The following is a 12,717-nucleotide window of genomic DNA, read 5'->3' on the forward strand; positions in this document are numbered from 1 at the left end:
CCTAAACCTCCTTAGGGGATCAACCAGAAGCTGGATAAAGGCCATACCCGCAAAAAAACCTTGCCCACGATCTGACTTTTTTCCACACAGCCGATCACACTGCTGCGGCTGTCAATGGAGGTGGCCCGATGGTCACCCAGTACGAAATACCGGTTTTCCGGCACCTGATAGGGAAATTTGATGTCGCATTCGCCCAGAGCCAGTTCATCTACATAGGGCTCATCCAGCGTCTGGCCGTTCACAGTGACCACACCGTCCTCGTCCAGTTCGATCACATCACCGGGCAGGCCGATGATGCGCTTGAGCAGAAGTTTGTTCTGCCAGTAAAATCCGCAAAGGTCGCCGGTCTTCATGTCGCTGCCTTTGACCAGCAGAATGATGTCCCGGTCCTGCAGAGTGGGGTTCATGCTGTCGCCGGAGACCTGCAGCACCGGCAGAAACAGGGTGGCCACCAGCACGGCAACGGCCGCGACCACCAGCAGCGTGTAGACCGTGCTGCGCAGCACCCGCATATAACGGCTGCGGTAGGCCAGACGTTCGCGCTCTGCTTCCACCTCTGCTGTGGATGGAATGGGCGTGAACCTGATCTTTTGCTCTTTCATTTGGCACGCTCCTCCGGCAGGAATTCCGTGCTGTGATAGCCGTCCAGCAGTTCGCTGGCCCGGTGGTCAAAAGCGGCCCAGCGCTGTTGGATCTCCTGCTGCGTCCGGGCAAGCATTGCCTTGCAGTCCGCTTCGGTCTGGGCGCGCTTGCGTGCGGCGGCTTCCACTTCCGCGTCGCACTGCTGCTGGGTGCGGGCCTTCAGGTTCGCGGCCTCAGTCTGTGCCTGTGCAAGGATCTGCTGGGCTTCGGCTTCCGCCTGAGCGCGCAGAGCGCTGGCGGCGGCATTGGTGTTTTTGTTTGCTGCGTGCACCGATGCAACGTATTCATCGGCCGCAGCCTGCGCCGCTTCAAACACCTTGTTCAGCTCCAGTGCAGCCTGCGCAATGGAACCTGCGTTTTCAATATGGATCTGCCGTTCCTGCAGCTGGGCAGACAGGGCAGCGTTTTCTGCCCGGAGCTGGTCCTCGCTCTGCTTGAGCGCCAGAATGATCTCGACTAATTCGGTGCGGCGCATGTGCCGCAGTTCACGGTCCGGCATAATGATCGATTTCTCCCGCAAAAAGTGGTCGGATCAGGCGAACGAAAACTTTCGACAAATCCGAAAATTTTCGCACCACAAAACCACATTTGATATATTAGTTTTCGACGTGACAGCGCCAGTTTGATGGATAAACTTCTACCCTGTATGTTAGCACAACATGCGCAACAGAAGCGTAACAAAAATGCTTTTTCTGTGCATTTTTTTGCCAAAGAATAAAAAAATTGTTTCTTTTGATGTAAACGATTACGCCGGATACACCGGACTGAAAATGCATTAAAAACAAAAAGAACTGTCCCCACAACGGAAACAGTTCTTGAAAAACAGATGAAAATAGAAGCCGGATCAGAAGCTCTTCAGCAGATCGCCCAGAGTCAGGAAGGACTGGTAGATCACGTTGACATTGTTGATGATGGAGCTTGCACCGGAGAAGATGCGGGCAATGGCGTTGAACACCTTACCGATATTCAGGAAGCTGTTGTAAGCGTCGCTGGCACCACCGTCCAGATAGACCATTTCCTCTTCGCTGATGGAGGCATAGTTTGCAGGCAGTTTCATAGTAGACATGGAGATTTTCCTTTCTATTGATAAAATTGATACAGTGCGTGGAAAGACTTAAATAAAGGCAGCCACGGCCAGCGTGGTGATCAGAGCACCGGCTACCGCCAGAACGCTCAGAACCGGGCCGTCATCGTATTCCTGCGCGGTCTGTTCCGGCTGAGCGGGTGTGGATGTGCTGGTGGAAGTGGTGGCATTTTTCACGGTCCAGTGTGCGTACACAGTGGTATCACCGGTAAACACCGTAGAGGTGCTGATTTTTGTGCCGCCCACCGGCTCGGTATACCAGCCGTCAAAGGTGTAGCCTTCCAGCGTAGGCTGCGCGGGCAGGGCACTGAGTTTGCCGCTCAGATTGGTGGTGACTGCCACAGCGGAGCTGCTGCCGCCCATGGCATCCAGACCAATGGTGTAGACCTGCGAATCCTTGTCTTCTGCGGCAAAGGCAGAGGGCAGTGCACAGCAGAGCAGTGCAGCGCTGAGCAGACCGAGGACCAGCATTTTCAAGATCTTTTTCATATGACTCCTCGCTTTCCTGACGAATTGGGATGTGGTGCCTGCCGGGAACGGAAACACCAGAACAGACCTCGATGTCCCCGCCATGAGGCAGTAGACGAAAAAGCCGGGAAGAGGAGGTTTATTCAATCCTATATTTACCACATATAATGCAACAAAAGTGCAACAAAATGGGCGTATTTTGTTGCTATGATGAAAAAAATTGGTTTTTCACAAATTGCAGGCTGCAAAAGGCATCACAGAGCCGCCGCAAAAGCGGAAAAGTGGAACCTTCCCCTTGTGGAAAAACAAAGAATATGGTATAATATCTTGCATGATGCGCCATCGCCAAGCGGTAAGGCAGGGGACTTTGACTCCCCCATCGTAGGTTCGACTCCTGCTGGCGCAACCAAAAGCCCCGTCATCCTGAAAAGGCTGACGGGGCTTTTTGCGTCACTTTTCCACAAAATGCGGCTGAACGGTACAAAGCTCAGCGGCGGCGGATCTTTCTGGTGGGCTTGCGGCGGTTCCAGTTGTTCAAAAGGACCCACGCAAGGTAGATAATGATGGAAATAATACTCAATGTTATTACAACTTTGAGGTACAGACTGCCTAAGAATTCCTGAAAACGCGCCACAGTGAACAGCAGCGGGTTGCGGCTGACATCCTGCCCGGCGATCAGGTCCACCACGCCAATGGTCTCACCGGCAAGCTTCAGCTCCACGGTGCCCACCACATCGCCCTGCTGGACGGGGGCACACACGTGATCCGGCAGGTGGAAATATTTCTGGGTCACGCTGCCGTCGCCGGTGGAGGGCAGCAGGGTCATCATGCTGTCGGCGGGATACAGCTGCAGGGAGCTGGTATCGGAGGAATACTTCACCGGGATCTCAGCCAGCGTAAGGTCGGTATCCAGCGCGGCCTGAATGGAAAAGCTGTCGAACACCCAGTCCATCAGCTTCACGGTCTCGCACAGGGCCGGGCGGCGATTGGCGTAGCCGAAATCGTCGCAGGTGTCCGGGCTTTGCATCACGCAGAAAATATAGGTGGCACCATCCTTATTGGCCCATGAAACATAGCTCTGATTGCCACTGTCGTTTTTGAATGCGGTCACATCGCACATGCCGCCCTGCATGGCGCTGCGGTAGTATTTGCCGCCGCTGGATTTGCTCAGCGCGGCGTTCTGGCTGACCAGAACAGACGAAGAACGGTGTTTTTCTTTGGCGGGCATGGTAAAGCTGGGCGCACCGGAAACCTCCACAAAGGCATCAAAGCTCATCAGATAGCGCAGGATCAGGTACATATCCACGGCACAGGTCACGTTGCCGCTGTCGATGCCGCAGGCATCCGTCCATGTGCTGCCGGTGGTGCCGATGCGCTGGGACAGGGTGTTCATCTGGCTCACCCAGCCCGCGAGGTCGCCGCCGGAAAGGGCATAAGCAAGGCCCATGGCGGCTTCGTTGGCGTTGCGGGTCAGCATGGCGTACATGGCTTCGCGGTAGGTAAAGGTCTCGTTGGAGCGCATATCGGCGTTGTTGGTGTTATAAACGTAATCCGAGATGGCAAAGGGCATCTGGAAGGTGTCGTCCAGATGGTCGGCATAGTTGGTCAGCAGCAGGGCGATGGTCATGTACTTTGTCAGACCACCGGCGGATACCTGCTTTGTGCTGTCCTTATCATAGACGATGATATTGGTATCGGTGTTGACGATATAGGCACTCTGTGCCTGCACCTGATAGACCGGGGTGGGGTCGAACATAGCCCCGGCGGGCAGCACAAGGCAGCTGAACAGGACAGCGAACGACAAAACCAGCGCAAAAATACGTTTCATGTGGACAATTCCTTTAAAAAGCGATAATATAAAACAACAGGCAGCACGGCACAAGCGCTGTGCGCCGGGTAAGAACGAGATCACAGCGGAAGGCTGTATTCTTTATAATAACAGGTTTGGCGGGGTGTGACAAGGCTTATTGTGCCGATTTCACATCCGGTCAGGGAGGACAGGAATGGTATATCTGACAGGGGACACCCACGGCGACATCGACCGCTTCAAGCACGGCAAGCTGCGCTGGCTGGGCAAACGGGATACCGTGGTGGTACTGGGCGACTTTGGCTTTGTGTGGGACGGCAGCAAGGAGGAACAGAAAAAGCTGGATTGGCTGCGCAAGCGCCCGTATATCCTGCTGTTTCTGGACGGCAGCCACGAAAACTACGACCTTTTAAAGCAGTATCCCACCGAGGAACGCTTTGGCGGGAAGGTGCAGGCACTGGGTGGCAATGTGTACCATGTGTGCCGCGGCAGCGTGCTGGAATTGGAGAATAAAAAATACCTGTGCTTTGGTGGTGCGGAAAGCCAGGATGTGGAGGATCGGGAACCCGGCGTGAACTGGTGGAGGGAAGAAATGCCTTCGGAGGAGGAATACGCCTTTTGTGAGGAGAACCTTGCAGCGTGCGATTACAAAGTGGATTATGTGCTGACCCACGATGCGCCAAGCAGATTTTTGGATTTTACCGCCCTTGCCAGCGGCGAGACCAACCAGCTGCACAGTTTTCTGGATAAAATTTTGTTGAAGCTGACTTACGACAAGTGGTTTTTTGGCTGCTACCATAAGGATACCCAGCTTTCCACCAAAAGCCGCTGCGTGTTCTGCGATGTGATAAGCATGGGCGAACGGCACGCAAAGCGTTCTGTTCGATAACAGGGGCCGCTGCACCAGCCGTGCAGCGGCTTTTGCATTTGCTGCTTGTGCGCAAAAAACCTCCGGATCAGTTCATGGCTCCGGCTTTCTCGAACATCTGCTGCACCTGCTGTTCCAGCAGTGCGTGCTCCGGCGCTTCCAGCAGAGGGTCGTCGGCCAGCATGGCAACGGCTTCCGCCTGCGCAGCGTGCAGGGTGCGGGTGTCGTTCATCAGGTCGGCGATCTGCAGGGTGGGCAGGCCGTGCTGGCGGCTGCCGAAAAAGTCGCCGGGGCCGCGGGTCTCCAGATCGTACTGCGCCACCGCAAAGCCGTCCGTGGTGCTGCACAAAAATTTCAGCCGCTTTTGTACGTTTTCGCTTTGGTTATCGCTGACAAGGAAGCACCAACTTTCCGCCGCACCGCGTCCCACGCGGCCGCGCAGCTGGTGCAGAGCGCTCAGACCGTAGCGCTCTGCGTTTTCGATCACCATTACGCTGGCATTGGGCACGTCCACGCCCACCTCAATGACGGTGGTGGACACCAGTGCGTCCAGCCGTCCGGCTTTGAAGTCCTCCATCACGGCAGCTTTCTCCTTGGGCTTGAGCTTGCCGTGCATCAGGCCTACCCGGCGCTCCGGCAGCAGGGCTTTGGCAATGTCCTCGTAGTAGCTCTTAACGGCGTTCAGCCCGCCATCCGGTGTGTCCTCGATGGCGGGGCAGACCAGATACACCTGCCGCCCGCGCCCGATCTCCTGATCGAGAAAATGGTAGAGGTCGCGCCGCTTTTGGCCGGTGATGCACCGGGTCTTGACCGGTGTGCGGCCCGGCGGCAGCTCGTCCAGAATGGAGATGTCCAAATCGCCGTAGATGAGCAGGCCCAGCGTGCGGGGAATGGGCGTTGCGCTCATCACCAGCAGGTGCGGATTCGCGGCCTTTTCGGCCAGCATTCCGCGCTGCCGTACCCCAAAGCGGTGCTGCTCGTCGATCACGGCAAGACCCAGCCGGGCAAACTCCACGCCTTCGCTGAGGATGGCGTGGGTGCCCACCACAAGGTCGGCTTCGTCGTTCCGGATGGCGGCAAGGGTGGTGCGGCGTGCAGCGGCCTTCATGCCGCCGGTCAGCAGGGCCACCCGCATCCCGAAGGGGGCAAGCATCCGGTTCAGGCCTTCGGCGTGCTGGGTGGCCAGAATTTCTGTCGGGGCCAGCAGCGCGGCCTGATACCCCGCCCGGATGCAGGCCCAGATGGCAGCAGCCGCCACCAGCGTTTTGCCGCTGCCCACATCGCCCTGCAAAAGGCGGTTCATGGAAGTCTCGCCCGCCATGTCGGCCAGAATCTCGCTCACGGCTCGGCGCTGGGCACCGGTGGGGGAGAAGGGCAGGCTGGCCCAGAACGGGGACGGGTCGGCAAGCTGCATGGGCGCACCGGTGGCAGCGGCACCCCGGTTTTTCATCCGGCCAATGCCCAGCTGCAAAACCAGAAGTTCTTCATAGATCAGCCGCCGTCGGGCTGCATAGGCCTGCTCTTCGGTGGCAGGGCAGTGGATGGCCCGCACCGCATCTGCCTTGGAGAGCAGACGGTATTTTGCCAGCATTTCCGGCGGAAGAGGGTCGGGCAGAAGTTCTGCATGGGGCAGCAGCTGCCGCACGCACTTGGCGATGGCATTGCTGGTCAGGCCCTCGGTCTGGGGGTAGACCGCTTCAAAGGGAGAAGCCTTGATCTGCTCGGCGGTGCGCACCTGCGGGTTGACCATCTGGCGGCGCAGCATCCCGCCGGTAACGATGCCCTGAAAATAGTATTCCTGCCCCAGCTGCAGCTTCTGGGCGGCATAGGGATTATTGAACCATGTGATCTCCAGACTGGACACATCGTCCCCGGCAGTGATGCGCTCCATCCGCCGCCCGCCCGGCAGGATACGCCCACCGGGTTTGGCGAACACCTCGGCCCTGACGACGCACTCCACATCGGTGGGCGCTTCGGCGATGGAATAGGGTTTGGTGAAGTCGATATATCTGCGCGGGTAGTGGCACAGCAGGTCGGCCAGCGTCACGATGCCCAGCTTCTCGAACCGCTCAGCGGTCTTGGGGCCAACGCCCTTCAGGTAGCGCACCGGCGTATCCGGGGTGAGGGTGGTATGGTTTTCGGCGGGCACAGGCATCAGCTCCTTTGCAAAGTAGTATAGCCATTGTAGCACCTTCCCGTTTGCAAATCCAGCTAAACCGGCGATAATCATTCCGGGAACAACGCAAAACAAAAAATCCCGGAAGCCGAAGCTTCCGGGAATCTTTTGGAGGTGACGACCAGATTTGAACTGGTGGATGAGGGTTTTGCAGACCCTTGCCTTACCACTTGGCCACGTCACCATATTTAGGAGTGAATTTCCACTCCTGTTGGAGCGGCCGACGAGGCTCGAACTCGCTACCTCCACCTTGGCAAGGTGGCGCTCTACCAGATGAGCTACGGCCGCATATTCGGTGCATTTTACCTTGCACCCATCATTTCTGATGCCCTGAAAACAAGTTTCAAAGTAGGTGAAAGCTTACGCTTTCTTGGTGGCGACCCGGATCGGGCTCGAACCGACGACCCCCAGCGTGACAGGCTGGTGCTCTAACCAACTGAGCTACCGGGCCATATTGGAGCAACTGTTGCTGCTCCGTTATGGAGCGGCCGACGAGGCTCGAACTCGCTACCTCCACCTTGGCAAGGTGGCGCTCTACCAGATGAGCTACGGCCGCATATTGGAAACCCTGCTGGGTTTCCTTGACTGGTGCCTCCGATCGGAATCGAACCAATGACACGGGGATTTTCAGTCCCCTGCTCTACCGACTGAGCTACAGAGGCGCACCGGACGATGATTATTATACCTGAAATTTCGATTTTGTAAAGGGGTAAATCCAAATTTTTTTCAGAAAATTGAAACTTTCTTGATTTTGGTCGCTCCAGCGCGTAAAATAAGAATGACTTTTTCAACCTGCTTTCGGCTCATCCGGCATAGGACGTGCTGTGTGCGGGCGCGCCAAACAGAAATTGACAAATTCAACAACCTATGGTTTAATGAAAATGAAATGATTCAGGCACTTTTGCCCTTTTTCTCTGTGTATACCTATATTATAGTAAGAAAAGGGCAGAGGCGTTTTATGATTTGACTACAGACGGCCCGCTTTTTGCAAGAAAGGCCGGGCCGGGAGGAGCAGCATGGCAAAAAAACAGGAATATGGCAACGAGAGCATTACTTCTTTGAAGGGTGCCGACCGTGTGCGTAAGCGCCCGGCCGTTATCTTTGGCTCAGACGGCGTGGAGGGCTGCGCCCACTCCATCTTTGAGATCGTCTCCAACTCCATCGACGAAGCCCGCGACGGCCACGGCGATACCATCAACGTGACCCGCTGTAAGGATGGCAGCGTTATCGTTGAGGACTTTGGCCGCGGTATGCCCGTGGACTGGAACAACGGCGAGGGGCGCTACAATTGGGAGCTGTTGTTCTGCGAGATGTATGCAGGCGGCAAGTATGGCGAGGGTGAGGATAACTACGAGTTCAGCCTTGGCTTGAACGGTCTGGGCCTGTGCGCTACCCAGTATGCTTCTGCATGGATGACCGCCGATATCTACCGTGACGGATACCACTATCACCTTGATTTTAAAAAGGGCGAGAATGTGGGCGGCCTGCAGAAGGAAGCCTACAAGGGCCGCCGCACCGGCAGCATCATTCACTGGAAGCCGGACGACGAGGTGTTTACCGACATCGATGTGCCTGGCAGCTACTATAAGGATACCCTGCGCCGTCAAGCGGTGGTCAACGCAGGCCTGACCCTGAACTTTACCGATGAAAAAGAGAAAGACCCTGCCACTGGCAAGGCGTGGTACGAGAGCTGGTGCTATGAGCACGGCATCGCGGACTATGTGGCCGAGGTGGCAGGGGAGGATACCCTGACCCCGGTGTTCAGCTGCGAGAGTGAGGCATCCGGCCGAGACCGCGAGGACCAGCCGGATTACAAGGTGCGCATGAGCGCGGCGTTCTGCTTCTCCAATAAGGTGCAGATGCTGGAATATTACCACAACTCTTCCTGGCTGGAGCACGGCGGCAGCCCGGAGCACGCGGTGCGCACCGCCTTTGTCTACCAGATCAACAAGTACCTGAAGGAAAAGAACCTCTATAAAAAAGGTGAGAGCGCCATCAGCTTTCAGGATGTGCAGGACTGTCTGGTGTATGTCTCGTCCAGTTTTTCCACCCGCACCAGCTACGAGAACCAGACCAAAAAGGCCATCACCAACAAATTCGTCTCGCAGGCTATGACCGACTTCCTCAAGCATTATCTGGAAGTGTATTTTCTGGAAAAGCCGGACGAGGCTCAGAAAATCTGCCAGCAGGTGCTGGTGAACAAGCAGAGCCGCGAGCACGCGGAAAAAACGCGCCAGAGCATCAAAAAAACCCTGTCCACCCAGATCGACCTTGCCAACCGGGTGCAGAAATTCGTGGACTGCCGCACCAAGGATGCATCCCGCCGCGAGCTGTATATCGTGGAGGGCGATTCCGCTATGGGTGCGGTCAAGTCCAGCCGCGACAGTGAATATCAGGCCATCATGCCCATCCGCGGCAAAATTTTGAACTGCCTGAAGGCCGACTATGCTCGCATCTTTAAATCGGATGTCATCGTGGATCTCATCAAGGTGATGGGCTGCGGCGTGGAGCTGGGCGGCAAACACAACAAGGAGCTGGCGACCTTTAACCTCGACAATCTGCGGTTCAATAAGATCGTCATTTGTACCGATGCCGATGTGGACGGCTACCAGATCCGCACGCTGGTGCTCACCATGCTCTACCGCCTGACCCCGACCCTGATCGAGAAGGGCTATGTGTATATCGCAGAGTCGCCGTTGTATGAAATTACAACGAAAGAACGAACTTATTTTGCCTACACCGAGCCGGAAAAGACAGCGTTTCTGGAAGAGATCGGCGAGAAAAAATACACCATCCAGCGCTCCAAAGGTCTGGGTGAGAACGACCCTGAGATGATGTGGCTGACCACCATGAACCCGGAGAGCCGCCGTCTGATCAAGGTGATGCCCACTGATGTGGTGCAGACCGCGCAGGTGTTCGATATCCTGCTGGGTGATAACCTTGCAGGCCGCAAGGAACACATTGCGCAGCACGGCGCAGAATATCTGGACGATCTGGATGTGAGCTGATGATTTTAAATTGCCTCCGCTTGCGCTCTGGCAATGACAGAGGTAACGTTATTTTAATTTGGTGATTTGTCGCAGCCTGCGGGCTGCTCCAAATCACGTTTTCACGAAGAAGGCCCCAACGGGTCACGGCATTTTAAGGGAAAAATGCAGAAAACCGGAACGGCTCCATCTGTGAAAGAGTAGCTCAGGATGGCCCGCAGGCCATCCTGAGCTGCAAAAATAAAAAATATTTTCCGCTAAATATGGGCAGAGCGAGAGTGGCGCCCATTTAAAATCGTCAAGAGGTTAGAAGATGCCTAGAAAATCGACCAAGAAAACACTCAAGCCGGTGCGCCCGCAGCTGGGCTACGGCGTTGAAATTTTAAATGCCGGCAGTGTGCTGGAGGATCCCATCACCCGCACGCTGGAAACCAACTATATGCCCTACGCCATGAGCGTCATCGTCAGCCGCGCGCTGCCAGAGATCGACGGCTTCAAGCCGGCGCACCGCAAGCTGCTGTACACCATGTACGAGATGGGCCTGCTCAAGGGCGCACGCACCAAGTCTGCCAACATCGTGGGCAGCACCATGCACCTGAACCCCCACGGCGATGCCGCCATCTACGACACCATGGTGCGCATGGGCCGCGGCAACGAGAGCCTGCTGGTGCCCTTTGTGGACAGCAAGGGTAACTTTGGCAAGGCCTACAGCCGGGATATGTCCTGCGCTGCTGCCCGTTACACGGAGGCAAAGCTCGAGGGTGTATGCGAGGAGCTGTTCCGGGATATCGACAAGGAGACCGTGGACTTTGTGCCCAACTACGACAGCACCACCACCGAGCCTACCCTGCTGCCGGTCACCTTCCCCACCATTCTGGCCAACAACACGCTGGGCATCGCGGTGGGCATGGCATGCAACATCTGCTCGTTCAATCTGGCAGAGCTGTGCGCCACCACCGTGGCCCTGATGAAGGACGAGCACCACGACATCTCCACCACCATGCCCGCCCCGGACTTCGTGGGCGGCGGTCAGATTTTGTATGATGAAGCGCAGATGCGTGAAATTTACGAGAACGGCCGCGGCAGCGTGAAGGTACGCGCCCGCTACAATGTGGTACCCGGCGAAAACATGATCGAGGTCACCCAGATCCCGCCCACCACAACGGTGGAGGCCATCATGGATAAGATCGCGGAGCTGGTCAAGGCCGGTAAGGTCAAGGAAATCAGCGACATGCGTGACGAGACCGATCTGAACGGCCTGAAGCTGACACTGGACCTCAAGCGCGGCGTGGATGCCGATAAGCTGATGGCAAAGCTGTTTAAGGCTACCCCTCTGGAAGACAGCTTCAGCGCGAACTTCAATATTCTGGTGTCCGGCCAGCCCCGCGTGATGGGCGTGCGCGAAATTCTCAAGGAGTGGACGGCCTTCCGTGTGGAGTGCGTGCGCCGCCGCACCTACTACGACCTGCACGGCAAGGAAAAGCGCCTGCACCTGCTCAAGGGTCTTGCTGCTATCCTGCTGGACATTGACAAGGCAATCAAAATTATCCGCACCACCGAGGAAGAGACCGAAGTGGTGCCCAACCTGATGATCGGTTTTGGCATCGATGAAGTGCAGGCCGACTATGTGGCCGAGATCAAGCTGCGTCATTTGAACCGGGAATATATCCTCAAGCGCACCAGCGAGATCGAACAGCTGGAAAAGGACATTGCCGACCTGAACGATATCCTTGCAAAGCCCGCCCGCATCCGCCGCATCATCATCAATGAGCTGAACGATGTTGCCAAGAAGTACGGCCAGTCCCGCCGCAGCGAGATCTTGTACGATCTGCCTGAGGAAGAGAACGGCTCCGAGGAGGAAGAAACGCCGGATTACCCCGTGACAGTGTTCTTTACCCGCGAGGGCTACTTCAAAAAGATCCCACCGCAGGGTCTGCGCACCGCCGGTGCCCATAAGCTGAAAGAAGGCGACGAGATCGTGCAGCAGATCGAGACCCGCAACAACGTGGAAGCACTGTTCTTTACCGACAAGCAGCAGGTGTACAAGGTGCGTCTGGCAGAGCTGGAGGACGGCAAGGTGGCCCAGATGGGCATTTTCATCCCGGGCCGTCTGGGCATGGACGAGGGCGAGAACGTGCTCTCCATGGTGATCACCAGCGACTACAGCGGCTATATGCTGTTCTTCTTTGCCAGCGGCAGGTGCGCCAAGATTCCCCTCAGCTCCTACGCCACCAAGCAGAACCGTCGCAAGCTGCTGAAGGCCTACTGCGACAAGGAACCGCTGGCGAAGCTCTTCTTCCTGCCGGAGGAGACCGAGCTTGCCATCCGCACCAGTGCCAGCCGGATGCTGCTGGTTGGCACGGCGCAGATCGCGGCCAAGGCCACCCGCGACAGTCAGGGCGTGGCAGTGGTTACTTTGAAAAAGAACCAGACCATCGCTTCGGTGGTGCCTGCGGACACGCTGGAGCTGGCGAACCCCCACCGCTACCGTGTGCGCAGCCTGCCCGCTACCGGTGCGCTGCTCCGCGCCGAGGACGAGGGCGAGCAGATGAGCCTGCTGTAAAAAAAACTCCCCCAGTCTCGCATTCGCTCGACAGCCCCCTCTAGGATGGGGCCTTTGGCATGGCGGCAAAGCCTCTGGTTGAATTGCAAAGTATCCGGTTTCGCCAGAGGCTCCCTCTCCGA

General features: G+C 56.7%; 9 protein-coding genes and 6 tRNA genes. 4 read left to right on the top strand and 11 right to left on the bottom strand.

The window, feature by feature from the left end:
• Window positions 1-11: 11 nt before the first annotated feature.
• The 4 genes from lepB to DW937_RS12320 form a co-directional block, all read right to left on the bottom strand.
• The gene (gene lepB, locus DW937_RS12305) at window positions 12-602 is read right to left on the bottom strand and encodes a signal peptidase I (protein WP_120121099.1); all 591 of its coding nucleotides are present in this window, start codon (window positions 600-602) and stop codon (window positions 12-14) included.
• The gene (locus DW937_RS12310; RefSeq protein WP_118529226.1) at window positions 599-1,141 is read right to left on the bottom strand and encodes a hypothetical protein; all 543 of its coding nucleotides are present in this window, start codon (window positions 1,139-1,141) and stop codon (window positions 599-601) included. Before DW937_RS12310 ends, lepB begins: the two co-directional genes overlap by 4 nt.
• Window positions 1,142-1,486: 345 nt before the next feature.
• Window positions 1,487-1,708 (bottom strand): hypothetical protein, encoded by a 222-nt coding sequence (locus DW937_RS12315; RefSeq protein WP_242959145.1) that lies wholly within the window; start codon window positions 1,706-1,708, stop codon window positions 1,487-1,489.
• A gap of 48 nt (window positions 1,709-1,756) precedes the next feature.
• Window positions 1,757-2,215 (bottom strand): InlB B-repeat-containing protein, encoded by a 459-nt coding sequence (locus DW937_RS12320; protein ID WP_242959143.1) that lies wholly within the window; start codon window positions 2,213-2,215, stop codon window positions 1,757-1,759.
• Window positions 2,216-2,529: 314 nt separating this feature from the next.
• Between DW937_RS12320 and DW937_RS12325 the strand changes: the two genes are divergently transcribed.
• Window positions 2,530-2,603 (top strand) — tRNA-Gln (locus DW937_RS12325).
• A gap of 78 nt (window positions 2,604-2,681) precedes the next feature.
• Here DW937_RS12325 and DW937_RS12330 read toward each other — a convergent pair.
• Window positions 2,682-4,022: a D-alanyl-D-alanine carboxypeptidase gene (locus DW937_RS12330; RefSeq protein ID WP_120020155.1), complete on the bottom strand. Its 1,341-nt coding sequence runs from the start codon at window positions 4,020-4,022 to the stop codon at window positions 2,682-2,684.
• Window positions 4,023-4,197: 175 nt separating this feature from the next.
• Here DW937_RS12330 and DW937_RS12335 point away from each other — a divergent pair, with 175 nt between their 5' ends.
• Entirely contained in the window at window positions 4,198-4,890 is a 693-nt protein-coding gene (locus DW937_RS12335; RefSeq protein ID WP_120121101.1) for a metallophosphoesterase, read from the top strand.
• Window positions 4,891-4,957: 67 nt separating this feature from the next.
• On the opposite strand, the gene recG is transcribed toward DW937_RS12335, so the two are convergent.
• From recG to DW937_RS12365, 6 genes are all read right to left on the bottom strand, one after another.
• Window positions 4,958-7,018, bottom strand: coding sequence for an ATP-dependent DNA helicase RecG (gene recG, locus DW937_RS12340; protein ID WP_120121103.1), 2,061 nt, complete (start codon window positions 7,016-7,018; stop codon window positions 4,958-4,960).
• 136 nt (window positions 7,019-7,154) lie between these two features.
• Window positions 7,155-7,229: transfer RNA gene (locus DW937_RS12345), tRNA-Cys, on the bottom strand.
• Window positions 7,230-7,257: 28 nt separating this feature from the next.
• Window positions 7,258-7,333 (bottom strand) — tRNA-Gly (locus tag DW937_RS12350).
• An 86-nt stretch (window positions 7,334-7,419) separates the two neighbouring features.
• Window positions 7,420-7,496: transfer RNA gene (locus tag DW937_RS12355), tRNA-Asp, on the bottom strand.
• Between the two features lie 29 nt (window positions 7,497-7,525).
• A tRNA-Gly gene (locus tag DW937_RS12360) sits at window positions 7,526-7,601 on the bottom strand.
• A gap of 30 nt (window positions 7,602-7,631) precedes the next feature.
• A tRNA-Phe gene (locus DW937_RS12365) sits at window positions 7,632-7,707 on the bottom strand.
• Window positions 7,708-8,061: 354 nt separating this feature from the next.
• Here DW937_RS12365 and DW937_RS12370 point away from each other — a divergent pair.
• Window positions 8,062-10,053, top strand: coding sequence for a toprim domain-containing protein (locus tag DW937_RS12370; RefSeq protein WP_118529228.1), 1,992 nt, complete (start codon window positions 8,062-8,064; stop codon window positions 10,051-10,053).
• Between the two features lie 292 nt (window positions 10,054-10,345).
• Entirely contained in the window at window positions 10,346-12,595 is a 2,250-nt protein-coding gene (locus tag DW937_RS12375; protein WP_120121104.1) for a DNA gyrase subunit A, read from the top strand.
• Window positions 12,596-12,717 lie beyond the last annotated feature (122 nt).

The sequence above is a fragment of the Faecalibacterium sp. AM43-5AT genome, assembly GCF_003603345.1.
Taxonomy (GTDB): Bacteria; Bacillota; Clostridia; order Oscillospirales; family Ruminococcaceae; genus Faecalibacterium; species Faecalibacterium taiwanense.